The organism is Nocardia sp. NPDC003963, from assembly GCF_053605105.1.
The window spans coordinates 207-16692 of sequence record NZ_JBSGIP010000045.1; the positions used below are offsets into that span (position 1 = coordinate 207).

At 66.8% G+C, this 16486-nt stretch carries 16 protein-coding genes; 5 read left to right on the forward strand and 11 right to left on the reverse strand.

Annotated elements, in window-relative coordinates; genetic code table 11:
- Nucleotides 1-513 precede the first annotated feature (513 nt).
- Together ACWEWT_RS33225 and ACWEWT_RS33230 are read right to left on the reverse strand one after the other, a co-directional pair.
- The gene (locus ACWEWT_RS33225) at nucleotides 514-1641 is read right to left on the reverse strand and encodes a nitronate monooxygenase (protein WP_452564807.1); all 1128 of its coding nucleotides are present in this window, start codon (nucleotides 1639-1641) and stop codon (nucleotides 514-516) included.
- A 182-nt stretch (nucleotides 1642-1823) separates the two neighbouring features.
- Nucleotides 1824-3224: a hypothetical protein gene (locus tag ACWEWT_RS33230; RefSeq protein WP_452564808.1), complete on the reverse strand. Its 1401-nt coding sequence runs from the start codon at nucleotides 3222-3224 to the stop codon at nucleotides 1824-1826.
- Nucleotides 3225-3514: 290 nt separating this feature from the next.
- Between ACWEWT_RS33230 and rpsF the strand changes: the two genes are divergently transcribed.
- From rpsF to dnaB, 5 genes are all read left to right on the forward strand, one after another.
- Entirely contained in the window at nucleotides 3515-3802 is a 288-nt protein-coding gene (gene rpsF / locus ACWEWT_RS33235) for a 30S ribosomal protein S6 (protein WP_449897796.1), read from the forward strand.
- A 95-nt stretch (nucleotides 3803-3897) separates the two neighbouring features.
- Nucleotides 3898-4443: a single-stranded DNA-binding protein gene (locus tag ACWEWT_RS33240; RefSeq protein ID WP_058856131.1), complete on the forward strand. Its 546-nt coding sequence runs from the start codon at nucleotides 3898-3900 to the stop codon at nucleotides 4441-4443.
- 55 nt (nucleotides 4444-4498) lie between these two features.
- Entirely contained in the window at nucleotides 4499-4750 is a 252-nt protein-coding gene (gene rpsR, locus ACWEWT_RS33245) for a 30S ribosomal protein S18 (protein WP_452564809.1), read from the forward strand.
- 18 nt (nucleotides 4751-4768) lie between these two features.
- Nucleotides 4769-5224, forward strand: coding sequence for a 50S ribosomal protein L9 (rplI, locus tag ACWEWT_RS33250; RefSeq protein ID WP_452564810.1), 456 nt, complete (start codon nucleotides 4769-4771; stop codon nucleotides 5222-5224).
- Between the two features lie 676 nt (nucleotides 5225-5900).
- The gene (gene dnaB / locus ACWEWT_RS33255) at nucleotides 5901-8534 is read left to right on the forward strand and encodes a replicative DNA helicase (protein ID WP_452564811.1); all 2634 of its coding nucleotides are present in this window, start codon (nucleotides 5901-5903) and stop codon (nucleotides 8532-8534) included.
- 101 nt (nucleotides 8535-8635) lie between these two features.
- On the opposite strand, the gene ACWEWT_RS33260 is transcribed toward dnaB, so the two are convergent.
- The 9 genes from ACWEWT_RS33260 to ACWEWT_RS33300 form a co-directional block, all read right to left on the reverse strand.
- Complete coding sequence (locus tag ACWEWT_RS33260) at nucleotides 8636-9985, reverse strand: MFS transporter (protein ID WP_452564843.1); 1350 nt, start codon at nucleotides 9983-9985, stop codon at nucleotides 8636-8638.
- Nucleotides 9986-10032: 47 nt separating this feature from the next.
- The gene (locus ACWEWT_RS33265) at nucleotides 10033-11157 is read right to left on the reverse strand and encodes a PLP-dependent cysteine synthase family protein (RefSeq protein ID WP_452564812.1); all 1125 of its coding nucleotides are present in this window, start codon (nucleotides 11155-11157) and stop codon (nucleotides 10033-10035) included.
- Between the two features lie 102 nt (nucleotides 11158-11259).
- Nucleotides 11260-11688: a putative copper homeostasis (lipo)protein LpqS gene (gene lpqS, locus ACWEWT_RS33270; RefSeq protein WP_452564813.1), complete on the reverse strand. Its 429-nt coding sequence runs from the start codon at nucleotides 11686-11688 to the stop codon at nucleotides 11260-11262.
- Nucleotides 11689-12081: 393 nt separating this feature from the next.
- Complete coding sequence (locus tag ACWEWT_RS33275; RefSeq protein ID WP_452564814.1) at nucleotides 12082-12288, reverse strand: heavy-metal-associated domain-containing protein; 207 nt, start codon at nucleotides 12286-12288, stop codon at nucleotides 12082-12084.
- Between the two features lie 212 nt (nucleotides 12289-12500).
- Nucleotides 12501-12836, reverse strand: a complete 336-nt coding sequence (locus ACWEWT_RS33280; RefSeq protein ID WP_452564815.1) for a hypothetical protein — start codon at nucleotides 12834-12836, stop codon at nucleotides 12501-12503.
- Nucleotides 12837-12904: 68 nt separating this feature from the next.
- Nucleotides 12905-14158: an MFS transporter gene (locus ACWEWT_RS33285; protein WP_452564816.1), complete on the reverse strand. Its 1254-nt coding sequence runs from the start codon at nucleotides 14156-14158 to the stop codon at nucleotides 12905-12907.
- Nucleotides 14155-15198, reverse strand: a complete 1044-nt coding sequence (locus ACWEWT_RS33290; RefSeq protein ID WP_452564844.1) for a PLP-dependent cysteine synthase family protein — start codon at nucleotides 15196-15198, stop codon at nucleotides 14155-14157. The genes ACWEWT_RS33285 and ACWEWT_RS33290 overlap by 4 nt, the downstream gene beginning before the upstream one ends.
- A gap of 188 nt (nucleotides 15199-15386) precedes the next feature.
- Nucleotides 15387-15719, reverse strand: coding sequence for a hypothetical protein (locus ACWEWT_RS33295; RefSeq protein WP_452564817.1), 333 nt, complete (start codon nucleotides 15717-15719; stop codon nucleotides 15387-15389).
- Nucleotides 15720-16146: 427 nt separating this feature from the next.
- Complete coding sequence (locus tag ACWEWT_RS33300) at nucleotides 16147-16407, reverse strand: hypothetical protein (RefSeq protein ID WP_452564818.1); 261 nt, start codon at nucleotides 16405-16407, stop codon at nucleotides 16147-16149.
- Nucleotides 16408-16486: the final 79 nt, after the last annotated feature.

A 16486-nucleotide genomic window follows, 5' to 3' on the forward strand; every position in this document is an offset into this window, starting at 1 on the left:
CTTTGGCGGACGGGTGTGGTTCCTCCCGTTGGCGGACGGGTGTGGTTCCTCCCGTTGGCGGACGGGTGTGGTTCCTCCCGTTGGCGGACGGGTGTGGTTCCTCCCGTTGGCGGACGGGTGTGGGCCCTCGCGTTGGCGGACGGGGCGGTCTCGCCGCACGCCCGGTCAGCGCCGCACCGAAAGCTCCCCCCGTTCGATCCTGTAGCCACGGATCCGTCTCCCGGAAATCACTGCGCCCCACCAGTTCCAGCGCCATCTCGTCGCAGTCGGTGAAGGACCAGCGCACAAAATCCCCCACCCCGTGCGTCTCACAGGCAATCTCGCCTCCCACCGACCTCCACCGGCTGGATCACCCACCGCCTCCATCGGTGGTCCACCACCGCGATCCACCCGCAGACCCTTCCCGTGTCCGCGCAGCTCGTGACGTCGGCCCCCGAACAGAAGAACGCCGCCGGGAATCTCCCCGGCGGCGTTCGTCATTCCAGCTTCGCGGGGCTCACCCCACCGGTGCGATCAGATATCGCCGTTCAGCTTGTTCAACCGTTCGCAGGCCGTCACGTACTCGTCGACCAGCCGGCTCATGACCTCGCCCGAACGTTCCATCTTGTTCATCATCCCGACCACCTGGCCGACCGGGTTGAAGTTCACGTCCTTGGCTGCTTCGGGGTAGCGGTGGCCGCGCTTCACACCGTCGAGGGCCACCATCATCTGCAGCGGCATGGGGAGCGGGTCCGGGGTGTCCGCCGATTCCCAGGCATCGGTCCAGTCGTTGCGCAGCATACGAGCCGGTTTGCCGGTCCAGGCGCGGGAGCGGATGGTGTCGTGGCTGGTGGCGTCGATGTAGGTCTTCATCTGGGCGGGCGGCACATTGGCCTCTTCCACCGTGAGCCAGATCGATCCGGTCCACGCACCCGCGGCGCCCATCGCCATCGCGGCCGCGACCTGGCGGCCGTCGCCGATACCGCCGGCCGCGAGTACCGGCAGATCGCCCACCGCGTCGATGACCTGCGGCCACAGCACCAGCGAGGAGACCTCGCCGCAGTGGCCGCCGCCCTCGGTGCCCTGGCAGACCACGAAGTCGAGGCCGGCGTCCTTGTGGTTCATGGCGTGCTTCACCGAACCGCAGAGTGCGCCGATCAGCCGGCCGGATTCCTGGATCTGGGAGACGAATTCCGGCGGGGGCGTGCCGAGCGCGTTGGCGACCAGCTTCGCCTTCGGATGCCGCAGGATCACCTCGACCTGGGGTGCGGCGGTGGTGGCCGTCCAGCCGAGCAGCTGCGGGTGGACCTCTTCTTCGGGGAGTTTCGGTACGCCGTGGTCGGCGAGGATCTTCTCGGCGAAGTCGCGATGGCCCTGGGGGACGTGTTTGACGAGTTCGGCTTCGAGCTGTTCGGGGGAGAGTCCGTCGATGCCCTTGCCCTCGTATTTGGAGGGGATCACCAGGTCGACACCGTAGGGGTTGTCGCCGACGTGCTCGTCCAGCCAGGCCAGCTCGACCTCGAGCTGTTCGGCGGTGAATCCGACCGCGCCGAGGACGCCGAGACCGCCGGCGTTGCTGACCGCGGCCGCCACATCGCGGCAGTGGGTGAAGGCGAAGATGGGGAACTCGATCCCCAGCCGGTCGCAGATATCGGTACGCATGGCGGTGCTGGTCTCCCTATGCCTGGAACAAGTTACATAATTGCCGCGCGGCGGCTGATCCGGCCGCTGTCACCCGACGACCGCGAATACGCCGGGTACCTCCTACAACGATGCCCGGCGCAACCCGATCCGACTGGTGCCATACTTTGAATGTAACACGTTCTAGTTTTATTGGAACCGCTTCAGCCGTGTGTCCTCGGCACGTCCTCGCGAATCAGGTCCGCCGGCTCCGGGTCCGCGCCCCTGAACGTCCGCGTTGCCCGCACCGGGACCTTCAGGAACAGCCAGAACAGCAGCACCAGCAGCGTGGCCCGCCCCCAGACGCCGAACCGGACCACCGCCTCCGTGAGTTCGACCGAATGCCCGGTGCCCATGGTGTAGAAGTAGCGGAAGACACCGACGCCGATCGCTATATCGGCGACCAGGTAGCTCCACACCACCGGCCACGGAACCGCGAGCAGCACCAGGAACGGAATCAGCCACAGCGTGTACTGCGGCGAATGGACCTTGTGGAACACCAGGAACCCACACAGCATCGCCCCGCTCACGCCGAGCCACGGATACACACCCGTTTCGGCATACCGCCGCCATCCCGTCCACAGCGCGACGACGAACGACACGATGATCAGCGTCGGTGAGGCGATCGAGACCGTTTCGCTGAAGGCGGCGCTGCTCAGTGGATCCGAGCCGAACAGTGGTCGCAGACCCCAATACCAGATCGAGTTCGTGGTGATATCGGCTTCGCGCTGCTGCTGGAACTCGATCGAGGCCCGCCAGCCGTCGTAGCCGGCGAGGGCGAACGGCAAGTTGATCACCACCACCGTGGCGACGGCGGCCGCCGCGGTCATCAGCGCTCCGGCGATATCCGAGCGGTGGCGTTGCCCGGGCCCGGCGCGTTCCCGCTCCCCGCCGGTCAGTACATACAGCACCAGCGGGATCACGAAAATCGCCGGATAGATCTTGAAACAGAAACCCAGCGCCAGCAGTATCGCGGCCAGCGCTCCGCGTACGCGCAACGGATACCGGGTCGCGGCCATCACCGCGGCGGCCGCCACGGTCGTGCACACCACCGGCAGTTCCCAGTTGTGGAACGCGTACAGCACCAGCGGCGGTCCCGCCGCCCACAGCAGCGCGGCCCGGCCTGCCATCCGGGCCAGCAGCCAGGCCGTGACCAGGGCGAACGGTGCCAACAGCAATGCCGAGCGGAGGAGGAATGCCGCGTCGTTGTGCGCGCCCAGCGCGCCGAGCCACATCAGCAGACCGCTCAGCACCGGGTATTCCACAGCGCCGCCGGTCAGGGTGCCGTCGGCGGTGATACCGCCGTGTATGTAAGGGAAAATATGCTGATCGATATCGCGGCCCAGCCAGAGGAACTGGATATCGGAATAGCAGACGCGGGCGTCCTTGACGTAATCGAAAGCGGCACTGCGGCCGTCGGCGCGGAAAGGCGCTCCGGCGCAGCGTGCCTTGTTGAGGAATGCCACCACCAGAGTGGCACCGCACAGCAGCACTACCGCGAGAACGGCGGTGCGCCGGGCCACGCGATCGGCCCCGAGCACACCCGCGGCCGGTCCGATCGACATACCGACACCCTAGTGGGCTACACCACGGTCCGCTGTTCGATCGGATGGTCCCCGGCCTGCTATATCGCCGGGGTACCGCCTGGTCACGCCCGGTGCGCGGAATACGGAAATACGCCGCCCCGCGATTGTGGGAATTCATTTCGCGCTCGCGGCCACAACGCGATCACCGCGTCGAAGATCGATTTCGCCGCGGGCAGTCCACTCAGGTACTCTTGCCCGGTTGCTGACGCGACGACCTCCTGCCACGGACCGTCCGTGGCCGACCCCAGACCACAGGAGGTGATTGGTTCGTGCGTCATTACGAAGTGATGGTCATCCTCGATCCGAGCATGGACGAGCGTACTGTCGGACCGTCTTTGGAAAATATGCTCGGCGTTGTCCGCACCGAGGGCGGCAAAATCGACAAGGTCGATATCTGGGGCCGTAAGCGCCTCGCCTACGAGATTCGTAAACAGGCCGAAGGCATCTACGCGGTGGTCGATCTGACCGCGGAGCCCGCCACCGTGAACGAACTCGACCGCCAGCTGGGCCTCAACGAGCAGGTCCTGCGCACCAAGGTTCTGCGCAACGACAAGTAGTTCCGGCGCTACCGCCGTTTCGTCGGAGCCTGTCTCTAGGCTCTAGCGCAACAGGCGAGTGCACCCGGACTGCACACCGAGCAGGAGGAACCCCCATGGCAGCTGGCGATACGGTAATAACGGTCATCGGAAATCTGACGGCCGATCCCGAGCTTCGATTCACGCCCGCGGGCGCGGCGGTGGCGAATTTCACCGTGGCCTCCACGCCCCGCATCTTCGACCGTAATACCAACGAGTGGAAAGACGGCGAGGCGCTGTTCCTGCGCTGCAATATCTGGCGCGAGGCCGCGGAGAACGTTGCCGAAAGCCTGACCAGGGGATCCCGCGTGATCGTCAGCGGACGACTCAAGCAGCGCTCTTTCGAAACCCGCGAGGGCGAGAAGCGCACGGTCGTCGAGCTCGAGGTCGACGAGGTCGGCCCCTCGCTGCGGTACGCCACGGCCAAGGTCAACAAGACCAGTCGTGGCGGCGGCGGTGGCGGCGGTGGATTCGGTTCCAACAGCGGCGGTGGTGGTAACTACAACGCCGGCAACGGTGGCGGTGGACGGTCCGAACAGGGCGCTGCGGAAGACCCGTGGGGTAGCGCGCCCGCGGCCGGCTCCTTCGGGGGCGGCCGGACGGATGATGAACCGCCGTTCTGAGACGGCCCGCATCGGCCCGCGACGGCGGGCCACCAAGAAGACGGAGTGAACGAAAATGGCCAAGGCACCGGCGCGCGAAAAGGTGCTCAAGAAGAAGGCTTGCACTTTCTGCAAAGAGAGCAAGACCGGAATCGTCGACATCGACTACAAGGACGTGCCGCTGCTGCGCAAGTACGTCAGTGAGCGCGGCAAGATCCGTGCTCGCCGGGTCACCGGCAACTGCGTACAGCACCAGCGTGATGTCGCCATCGCGGTGAAGAACTCGCGTGAGATGGCGCTGCTGCCCTACGTCTCGACGGCTCGCTGAGAAAGGTCGGTCAAGCAAATGAAGCTCATTCTGACTGCCGATGTGGACAACCTCGGCGCTCCCGGCGATACCGTCGAGGTCAAGGACGGCTACGGTCGTAACTTCCTCCTGCCCCGGGGTCTGGCGATCGTTGCCAGCCGCGGTGCGCAGAAGCAGGTCGAGGGAATCCGCCGGGCTCAGGAGTCCCGCCGGGTGCGCGATCTCGGCCATGCCAATGAACTGAAGCAGGCCATCGAGGGCCTGGAGTCGGTCTCGCTGTCGGTCAAGACCGCGGGCACCGGCAAGCTCTTCGGTTCGGTCACCCAGTCCGATGTCGCTGCCGCGATCAAATCGGCCGGGGGCCCGGTTCTGGACAAGCGCAGTATCGAACTGCCGAAGTCGCATATCAAGGCCACCGGTAAGCACCAGGTGACCGTCCACCTGCACCCGGACGTCGCCGCGAAGTTCGCGCTGGAGGTCGTGGCCGCCGGCTGAGCCGGTTCGCCACAGATACCCGAAACCGGGGATCACGTCCGCTCTGTGAAGGGTGGACGCGATCCCCGGTCGGTTGTGCTCTGCCACAGCAACAGTAGATTAGCCGCCAGTTTGCGGTGGTCCATGTGACGGCGGTTGCCTGCCCACTCGTCGATGGCATCCGTTCGTTCTGTATGTGTCTTATCCACAAGATGTGAGTCCTGTGGATCGATCACAAAACCAACCGGACGTAATGTGACCCAGGTCATATCTGTTCGCCTATCCGTTAACTCAACACGCCCGGCTGTTCAACATCTCCGACACGCCGATACTTTATTTATCCACACTGTGTGGGGCGCGAAAATCTGGATCTAGCTGGGTATTTTCTGCGGCTGACCTGCGTTTTCCCCAAGTTGTCCACAAGTTGTGCACAACCAGAGGTTAACTATCCCCAGGTTATCCACAGGTCTGTGCACAGCCCCGGTTGGCATGTGGATAGAACCTCGCTTAGGTTCATCGCAGCACCATTGGCGACACACGGCCGCGATGTGGCGTATCGGCTCGATCTGGGTGATAGCTGGTACGTCTGACCACTGGTCACCGGCATGCCGGACCTCGGCGAACCTGTCGGACCCGTGGGGTAGAACCGGTCGTCGAAGGGTGGCGTCCGGTCTGAAGGAGAGGACGGTCGAGTCGGATGGCAGTCGTCGATGACCGCGGGCACACGGATTTCCCGCCGGAGCCCCCGGGCGAGGATTTCGGGCGCCAGCCGCCACACGATATGGCGGCCGAACAGTCGGTGCTCGGCGGCATGCTCCTCAGCAAGGACGCCATCGCCGATGTGGTCGAAGTGCTGCGTTCCGGCGATTTCTACCGACCGGCTCACCAGGCCGTCTACGACGCCATCCTCGATCTGTACGGTCGCGGCGAACCCGCCGACCCGGTCACCGTCGCCGCCGGCCTGGACCGCAGCGGCGAGCTGAAACGGATCGGCGGCGCCCCGTATCTGGTCACCCTGACGCAGACCGTCCCCACCGCGGCCAACGCCGGTTTCTACGCCGAGATCGTGGCCGAGAAGGCGATCCTGCGGCGGTTGGTGGAAGCCGGGACCCGCATTGTGCAGTACGGCTACGCCGGTGCCGACGGTCAAGATGTCGCCGAAGTGGTCGACCGCGCCCAGGCCGAGGTCTACGAGGTCACCGAACGCCGGAGCACCGAGGACTACCTCCCGCTCGAAGAACTGCTCCAGCCCACCATGGACGAGATCGACTCCATCGCCTCCCGCGGCGGTATCTCGCTCGGTGTACCGACCGGATTCTCCGAACTCGACGAGCTCACCAACGGTCTGCACCCCGGTCAGATGATCATCGTCGCGGCGCGCCCGGGTGTCGGTAAGGCGCTTGCGCTGGATACGCCGCTGCCCACGCCGGACGGCTGGACCACGATGGGTGAGGTGCGGGTCGGGGACCATCTCCTCGGTGCCGACGGCGAACCCACCCGGGTCGTCGGGGCTACCGAGGTGTTGGCGGACCGTCCGTGCTACGAGGTCGAATTCTCCGACGGCACAGTCATCGTCGCCGATGAGCAGCACCAGTGGCTGACCGAGACCAGGGCTTCGGGGCGAGTCGCGCAAGAGGCCGCCACCGGGTACCGGCGTCATCGTGAACAGGGGAGTTCCGCCGCCGTGCGCACCACCGGCGAAATCGCGGCGACCTTGCGCTGCGCCACCGCGGATCGCCGGATCAACCATTCGGTGACGAATGCGCGGCCGCTACGACTGCCCGCACGTGATCTGCTCGTCCCGCCTTATACCCTCGGTGCCTGGTTGGGCGGCGGGACGGCTGCGGCCGCCCGGATCACCTCTGCCGACCCGGAGATCATCGCCTGTATCGAAGGCGAGGGAATCGTCGCTGTCCCTTCCGGCTCGGCGCGGCCGCGCTATCAGTTGCGGTTGCCGGACGACGAGCCGGTGACCGAGCGGCTGTGCGCAGTATGCGGTCCGCCGTTGACGCCGTTCACCGGTGCGGTGCGGACCTGCGGCCGATCCTGCGGCGGGCGCGCGAGGTTCCTATCCCCGCCGCAATCCGCCCCGGCCTGCCCGCGCTGTGGCGAGCGGTCGATCGGCCTGCGGATGTGCCAGACCTGCCGTAACGAATTCGGCAGCGTGCAGGCGCGGCTGCGCACCATCGGTGTGCTCGGGAACAAACACATTCCCGTCGAATACCTGCGTGCCTCGGAAGTGCAGCGCCGTGCTCTGCTCGCCGGGCTGCTCGATACCGACGGCACCGTCAGCGGCGGCGGCTCGGTGCAGTTCTCGGTCACCGACGAGCGTCTGTTCGCGGATGTTCGCGAACTCGTGGTCGGCCTGGGCTACCAGTGCGGTGTGTCGACCAAGGCAGTGCGGGGGCGTACGCGGGAACGATCGATCGCGTACACGCTCACCTTCGCCACCGACGACGAAGTCTTCGGCCTCTTCCGCAAGGCGATCCTGCACAAGGAGCGGCGCGCGGCCCGCAATACGAGCAGGTCGTGTTCACGGTTCATCGTCGATATCCGGCGGATCGAGTCCGTACCGGTCCGCTGCGTGGAGGTCGACAACAGCGCCCATATGTACCTCGCCGGCCGCTCGATGGTGCCGACTCATAATTCCACGCTCGGTATGGATTTCATGCGCAGTGCCTCTATCCGGCACGGACTGACGAGCGCGATCTTCTCACTGGAAATGAGCCGGACCGAGATCGTCATGCGCCTGCTGTCGGCCGAGGCGAAGATCAAACTCGGGGATATGCGGGCCGGGCGGATGAGCGATGACGACTGGACCAAGCTGGCGCGGCGGATGAGCGAGATCAGCGAAGCGCCACTGTTCGTGGACGATTCGCCGAACCTCACCATGATGGAGATCCGGGCCAAGGCGCGGCGATTGAAACAGCGCCACGACCTGAAATTGGTCGTGGTGGACTACCTCCAGCTGATGACCTCCGGTAAGAAGGTCGAATCACGGCAGCAGGAGGTTTCGGAATTCTCGCGAAACCTGAAGCTGCTGGCCAAGGAGCTGGAAGTCCCCGTCATCGCGATCAGTCAGCTGAACCGTGGGCCGGAACAGCGCACCGATAAACGTCCACAGGTATCCGACCTGCGTGAATCCGGTTCGCTCGAGCAGGACGCGGATATGGTCATCCTGCTGCACCGGCCGGACGCGTTCGAACGCGACGATCCGCGCGGCGGCGAAGCGGACCTGATCGTCGGCAAGCACCGAAACGGGCCGACGGCGACCATTACCGTCGCCCACCAGCTGCATCTGTCGCGCTTCGTCGATATGGCCCGCGGCTGAGCACCGTAGCGTAGACCCCGAGATCCCGGCGCCCTCGTGTGCTGCAGTTCGTGCGCGGCGTTCATCTCCCGATCGGCCGCGGACGGTGGGTTCGCCTCGACCTACCTGCGCGAAACCGGTCGGGGTACGCGCCGCGTTGTCCTCGCCGGCTCGTCTTCCTGACGGTCGACGCCGACGGGCAGGTGGTGAGTGGCCGTCATATCCGGCCGGGTGGCTGCCGGGCCGGAAGGGCGGGCCTCGGTGGTCGGGTGTATGTCCTGCTCGCCGCGAGTGGCCTGTACCTGCGGTTGGGACCGGTCGAGTCGGTGTAGCGCGAAGGCCGACAGTGCGCCGATGAGGCCGAGTCCGGCCCATACCGCCCAGTCCGCGCCGGCGGCTCGGGCGGCGCCGACAACGGCGCCGGTGGCGAGGTTGCCGGCCAGGATGCCGATGCCGACGATCGTGTTGTAGAAGCCGTAGTGGGTGGCGACCAGTTTCCCGCCCGCCAGGGAGATGACGGTGTCCATTTCGAAGGGGAAGACCGCCGCGGTGCCGACCGCGAGCACTGCCGTGGAAAGCAGTAGCGCGGCGACGGCGGCCGCGATGCCGAATCGTCCGGGTCCGGGGACAGCGAGTAGTGGGAGGAACGCGGCGGCCAGGATCGCCATGCCCACCGCGAGGCTGCGTCCGGTTCCCCAGCGCGCGGCGAACCATCCGGTGATCCGCAGCTGTCCGGCCACGGCGACGATTCCGGAGACCACGAACAGTGCCGAGACCAGCAGCTGGGTGTGGGTGCCGACCAGGTATTCGGCTTGCAGCGGCAGGGCCAGATACACCTGGAACGACAGCACATAGGAGCCGATCATCGTCAGCGAGAACCACAGGAACCGGCGGTTGGCCGCTATGGTGCGCCAATCCTGCAGCACCGACGCCGGTTCCGCGGCTATCCGGTCGCGGTGGGCCGGGAGGGCGAACAGTTGTGCCACGGTCAGGACCGCGAACACGACTGCCGCGGCGGCGGCGGTGACGCGGAAGTCGAGGAGCATCAGGGCCAGGCCCACCAGCGGCCCGGCCAGGATGCCGGCTTGGTAGAAGATGTTGAACACCGCGAACGCCTCGACGCGGCGTTCGCCGGTGTCGGCGGCCAGATAGGCGCGCACGGCCGGGTTGAACAACGCGCCGGCGAACCCGGTTGCGGCGGAGGCGATCAGCAGCCAGGGCAGGGAGGTCGCGAAAACCAGCAGCGCGAATCCGCCGGTGCGCAGCAGACAGCCCGCGACGATCAGCGGTTTGTAGCCGAGCCGGTCGGCCAGTGTGCCGCCGATGAGGAACATGCCCTGCTGCGAGAAATTACGGACCCCGAGTACCAGCCCGACTGCCCACGCGGCCAGCCCCAGGGGCCCGGCGAGGTAGCCGGCCAGGTACGGCATCAGCATGTAGAAGCCGAGATTGATGCCGAACTGGTTGATCATCAGCAGCCGCGCGGCCGGATCGAAGCCGCGGAAGCTCCTCAGTACGGTCACGATGCGCCCTCTCCTGCCGGGTCGGAAGGGTGTGGATCGATTACGGTGGTGCAGCGCGTCCACGACCGCACCACCTGCCGGCCCGGGTGTGCGATCACGTTCGGTTCGATCGGCGGAGCAGCGTCGAGCAGTCCGTGCTCGCGGCAGTAGTCGTCGTTGTAGACGGTGTCGAAATAGCGTTCTGGACCATCCGGGAACACTGCCGCGATCCGGGTTTCGGCCGGGAAGGAGCGCGCGGCCCACCCGGCGACCAGCGCGACTGCCCCTACACTCCAGCCGCCGGTCGCGTAATGGGTACCGGCCAGGGCGCGGCAGGCCCAGACGGCTTCCGCCGGTGCCACCCAGTGCACTTCGTGGAAGGCCGGGTAGTCGACGTTGCGGGGGAAGATGCTGGAGCCGAGCCCACGCATGACGCGCGGGCCGGCGGGCTGGCCGAAGATCGTGGAGGCGACCGTGTCCACGCCGATCAGCTTCAGGTCGGGATTGTTCCGGCGCAGTACTCGCGCCACACCGGCCGAGTGACCGCCGGTGCCGACGGCACACACCAGCACGTCGACTCCGCCCAATTGTTGCGTCAACTCCAGACCGAGGGATTCGTATCCGTCCACGTTGTCGGGGTTGTTGTACTGATCGGGGCACCATGCGCCGGGATCGGCCGCCAATAGTTCATCGACACGGTCGCGGCGGGACTGCTGCCAGCCTCCGATCGGGTGCGGCTCGGCCACCGACTCGACGCGTGCTCCGTAGGAAGCGAGCATGCGCGCCACGATCGGTTCCAAGCCCGGGTCGGTGACCACGGTGACGGGATGGTGGAACACCGCGCCCGCCAGTGCCAGCCCCAGTCCCAGCGTGCCGCTGGTGGATTCGATGATGCGGGCCCCCGGCGCCAGGTCACCGCGCTGTTTCGCGCGCCGGACCATGTGCAGGGCGGGGCGATCCTTGATCCCGCCGGGGTTGAATCCCTCCAATTTCGCCCAGAACCCGCGGCCGGTGGGCGCCAGTGGCGCCCCCACCCACAGAACCGGGGTATTGCCGACCAGCGAACTCGACTCCCGCACCGGAGCAGGCGGGGTGAGCGCAGTCGCAGACCTGGCGGACTTGCCGGACACGACGTTGTTCATGATTCGTCGCTTTCTGTATCCGAACCGCCACACAGGGCGGTCGAGACGGTGAGCGGGTAGCGAACACCGGCCGACGGCACAGGACGGCCTGGCGCTGACCTGTCAGCGTCGGGAGATACAGAAATTCGTGAGGATGGCTTGCCCGTTCAACGCGGGTGAACCGGGACGCGGCGGCCCACGGATCCCCTGGGCACTGCCGGTGACCATCACGATCACCGTGGCCACGGTGATCACACCGATCAGCGTCATCCACAGCAACGGAGCCACGGTCGCGCCACCGGAGGGCAGCAGCGACTTCTCGACGCAGAGGATCATGTGCTGATCACCGTGGTGACCGGCAGGGCCACTCGTTCCGTCCAGATGATCGATCTGGGAGCTACCGACGGACAGCGCGGCCACCGCACCGGTGGAGTGGACGTGAGTGTGCTCGTCGACCCGGTCCAGGGTGCAGTGCACGATCGGGGCGATCAGCAGCACCGCCATCAACAGCAGCGCCACCGACGTACGTCGTAGACCGCGGGAGGTGTTCACCGCGGACCACTCGGATCCGGGCACCGCAGGTGGTCGCGGGCAAGCGCGCCGCTCACCGCAGGTGGCGCACCGGCGTCGCCACGCCGGACACCGGCTGCGCGTCCGCGTGCTACAGCGGCAGGTGCGAACATCCCGCTCACCTGCACCACCTCCTTGTCTTCATTGTTCTCGCCGTGCCGCGGGATCTGCGCCGCAACACCGCAACGGTCGTGACACGACACAGTTGTCATCGCGGTCTTCCCTCGCCCTCCTGTTACCGGGCCGCCGATTGCACCGGCCATGGGAGACACGAACGGGGGTATGGCGTCTCATCGGCGCACCGTCCGGCGGGGCGGAACCAGGCGGTGCGCCGACGACCGGGCCCGGGTTACGACTGTGTCCAGGGCTCGGCACTCAGGTGACGACTCGGTAGCCGGCGGCCTCCACCGCAGTGCTGATGGCATCGGGGTCGACCGTCTCACCGGATTCGACGGTGACACGGCCGGTGGACGGATCGGCTTCGACGCCGGTGACACCGGCGAGGGCGCCGAGCTCGGCGCGGACCTTGGAAGCGCAACCGCCGCAGGTCATTCCCGCGACGGTGATGATCGAGGTGCTCATATCGGTTCCTGTCGATCGAGTAAGGGCCCGCGGATCACCGGATTCGTGATCACCGGCCGCGGGAGAAGCACTTCTATCTATACATTACCCCCCTAGGGTATTCAAGCGTGGCGTCGGTGGCCGCAGCGTGAACACCGGACCAGGCGCCCCGGTGAGTGAGCGCCTGGTCCACGGTGCCGAGGTCGGCCCCGTACCGTCCGAGCGGCGTTCGGTCAGCGGGTTGTGGAGACGCTGACGCCGGGAGTGTTCGCCACCGGTTGATCGATCACCACCGACAGTGTGGAACCGGGGGTTCGGGCTGCCCGGGCGGCGAACCGGGAGATGTTGTCGGCGAGAGCCTGTTCGGCTTGCGGGGTGAAACCGGGAGGCAGCGCACCCAGGGCAGGGCCCAGATCGAGTGCGGTGATCGCTGCGGCCTCGGCCTGCGTCAGTTTCACAGTGACCGTGGTGTCGGAGGGCGTCACCGATACCGCCGCCGCCGGCGCGCTCGTCATCAGGAGACAGCCGAGAGGGGCGGTGAGAACGGTGAGTGGAACGAAGAGTTTCACAGTATTCCTTTGCTGTGATGGTCGAACAGGATGGATCGCGGTGCGCTGGGCACCGGCGAGTCGATCGATCAGACCGGTGCGGGCTCCGGCCGGGTGTGTTGCGCGGGTCGGGACCGGTCGAGGCGGTGTAGGGCCAGGGCGGAGACCGCGCCGATGGCCGCGAGTCCGACCCAGACGAGGACTTCGGCATCTGCTTCTCGTGCGGCGCCCAGGACGGCTCCGGTGGCCAGGTTCCCGAGCAGGATCCCGACACCGACGATGGTGTTGTAGAAGCCGTAATGGGTAGCGACGAGCCGGTCTCCGGCCAACGAGACCACGCTGTCCATTTCGAACGGGAACACCGTGGCCGTGCCGACGGCCAGCAACGCCGCCGAGATCAGCAGGGCGGCGCAGGCGGCGACCACGCCGAAAGTGCCGGTACCCGGCACGATGGCCAGCGGTAGGAACGCGAAGGTGAGAACGCACATCCCGATCACCAGGGAGCGCCCGTTTCCGAAGCGGTCGGCGAAGAACGCGGTGATACGCAGTTGTCCGGCGATCGCCACGATCGCGGACACGACGAACACGGCGGAAACCAGAATCTGGGCACGATCGCCCGCGATGGCCTCGGCCTGCAGCGGTAGTGCCAGATAGGTCTGGAACGACAGCACATAGGACCCGATCATCGCGACGGAGAACCAGACGAAGCGGCGATTGCCCGCGACGGTCCGCCAGTCGTGGAGCACGGAGGTCTTCTCCCGAGTCTCCGGGGCCTGCCGGGTGGGCAGAGCGCATAGTTGCGCCACGGTGAGTGCGGCGAAGACTACGGCCGCGGCGCCGGCGGTGACGCGGAAGTCCAGGGCCATCAGCGCCAGCCCGACCAGGGGGCCTGCCAGGATTCCGGCCTGGTAGAACACGTTGAATACGGCGAAGGCCTCGACGCGGCGTTCGCCGGTATCGGCGGCGAGGTAGGCCCGGACCGCCGGGTTGAACAGCGCGCCCGCGAAACCGGTCGCCGCCGAGGCGATCAGTATCGCCGGTAGCGATGTCGCGAAGACGAGTAGCGCGAAACCGCCGGTGCGCAGCAGGCATCCGGCGACGATGAGCGGTTTGTAGCCGAGCCGGTCGGCGAGGGTGCCGCCGATGAGGAACATGCCCTGCTGGGAGAAGTTGCGGACGCCCAGCACCAGGCCCACTGCCCAGGCGGCGAGACCGAGGGGTCCGGCCAGGTACCCGGCGAGGTAGGGCATGAGCATGTAGAAGCCGAGATTGATGCCGAACTGGTTGATCATCAGCAGCCGTGCCGGCAGGTCGAAGCTGCGGAACTTTCCCAGCAGGGTCATCGCGTCACCTCGGAGTAGACCGAGAGGGCGCGCGGGTCGATCACGGTGGTGCACCGGGTCCAGGTCTGCACCACCCGTTGCCCAGGATGATCGACGACTTCCGGATCGAGTGGCGGTTCGGCGTCGAGTAGTCCGTGCTCAGCACAGTAGGTGTCATTGTAGACGGTGTCGAAATAACGGTGCGGTCCATCGGGGAACACCGCGGCGATCCGGGAACCGGCCTCGTGCGTGCGTGCCACCCATCCGGCCACCAGTGCCGCCGCTCCCACACTCCAGCCGCCACTGGCGTAATGGGTCGAGGCCAGAGCGCGGCAGGCCCAGACCGCGTCGGCCGGGCCGACCCAGTGCACTTCGTCGAAGGCGCCGTAGTCGACGTTGGCCGGGTAGATGCTCGAACCCAGACCACGCATCAGGCGAGGTTGCGCCGGTTGGCCGAAGATGGTGGAGCCGATGGTGTCCACCCCGATGAGCTTCATTTCCGGCTGGAACCGGCGTAGCACTCGTGCCACGCCCGCGGAGTGGCCGCCGGTGCCGACCGCGCAGACCAGCACGTCGACTCCACCGACCTGGTTCATCAGCTCCAGTGCCAGCGATTCGTAACCGGCGACATTGTCGGGATTGGTGTACTGGTCCGGGCACCACGAGCCGGGCTCGCCCGCCAGCAATTCCTCGACCCGGTCCCGGCGGGCCTGCTGCCAGCCGCCGGCCGGATGCGGTTCGGTCACCAGATCGACCTGTGCGCCGTAGGCGGCCAGCATTCGGGAGACGATCGGTTCTAGTCCGGGGTCGGTCACCACGGTGGTCGGATGTCCGGTGACGATTCCCGCGAGGGCCAGGCCGAGGCCCAGGGTTCCGCTGCTGGATTCGATGATCCGTGCTCCGGGCGCCAGATCGCCGCGTATCTCGGCCTGCCGCACCATATGGAGGGCGGGTCGGTCCTTCATACCGCCCGGGTTCGCGCCTTCGAGTTTCGCCCAGAAGCCCCGGTCCGGAGGTGCCAGGGGCGCCCCGATCCATTGCACCGGGGTGTTACCGATCAGTTCGTGGGGAGAGCGGGCGCGGCGTAGCGCTTCGCCCCACGGCTCGGCGAGGTCCGCGAGAGCTCCGGATACGACGATATCGTCCATGGGTATCGCTTTCTGTATGTGCGCCGCTGCGGCGCAGACGTTTTCGGGCAGCGGACACCGGCCGCGCGACCCCTGTGGGTCGTCGGCCTGGCGCTGGCCTGTCAGCGTCTGGAGATACAGAAACGGGTCAAGATGGCACGGCCACCCGAAGCGGTGGGCGGGCCGGTGGCGAGTGGAAAGGCGGCGGGTGTGAGTGCGTCCTCGACCGCCGCGTGCCCGCTCTGCTCGGGTGCGGTACGCGCTTTCGGAGTATCCGATCCGGTGGCAGCGAACTCGTCGGAGGCGATGTGGCGGGCGTGTGGTTGCTCGTCGGGCCTACCGGCCGGGGCGCAGAACTCGGCTTCCGCGGGGCCGAAAGCCGCGGCGCCGGAGGCGGAGGTGGTCGTCTGGTGGAGATAGTCGCGTTCGCCGTCGCAGCCGGCCAGTGAGAACACCAGAACCAAGATCGCGGTAACCCACGTCACGGCAAGGCGGCGGTACGACCGTTGTCGACCGCTCGCCCGAGTCTCCGCCCGATATTTCATCGCTACCGGGTGACGAGCTGTTCTGTCCGCAGGTGTACCGCCGCGCCGGATCTGCCGGCTCGACGCCTCGCCCCCGGTGCGGGAAGCGGATTGCGCCCGGGTCGTCGCGCCGGTCCCCGCGCCGCGCCGCGATGCGCGAAGCAGTCGTGTACCTCGTTCGCTGCGCGGCAGGTCGTGCAGGCCCGGTCGAAGCGGGCCTTCGATATCGCCGGAGCCCGGAGTGCACAGAATGTGCCGGATGAACCGGTGCGGGTGTCGAGCACGGGAGAACCATAGATCCCCTTGCTCCCGCATCCTGTGTCCGCGATCACCTTGTACGACCATTCTCAGAAACTTCTCAGTCATGTGTCCGTAACACGATTCGTGTATCGGCGAGGTGATCGTGATATTGCCGAATCGAAATGGGCAAAAGGTGTTTCGGCGTTGCCATCGGACGCTGAACCTGCCCGGTCTTCGGGGAGAACGGCGGCGAGCTCGCGTTGATCATGGGATCGTCGGGCGTCGATATCTCGAGGTCGGCGAGGCGGATGGCCGGTTCGGGAACGGTGATCGCGATGACCTCTGTCCCCCGCGGTTGCCACGACAGGCGCCACAGCACCCTCGGTGTCGAGGCGGCGTCCGCGCGCGGGAGACTCGATGCCGGCCGGCCGGCATCGACCGGTAACACGCGCCGCGAG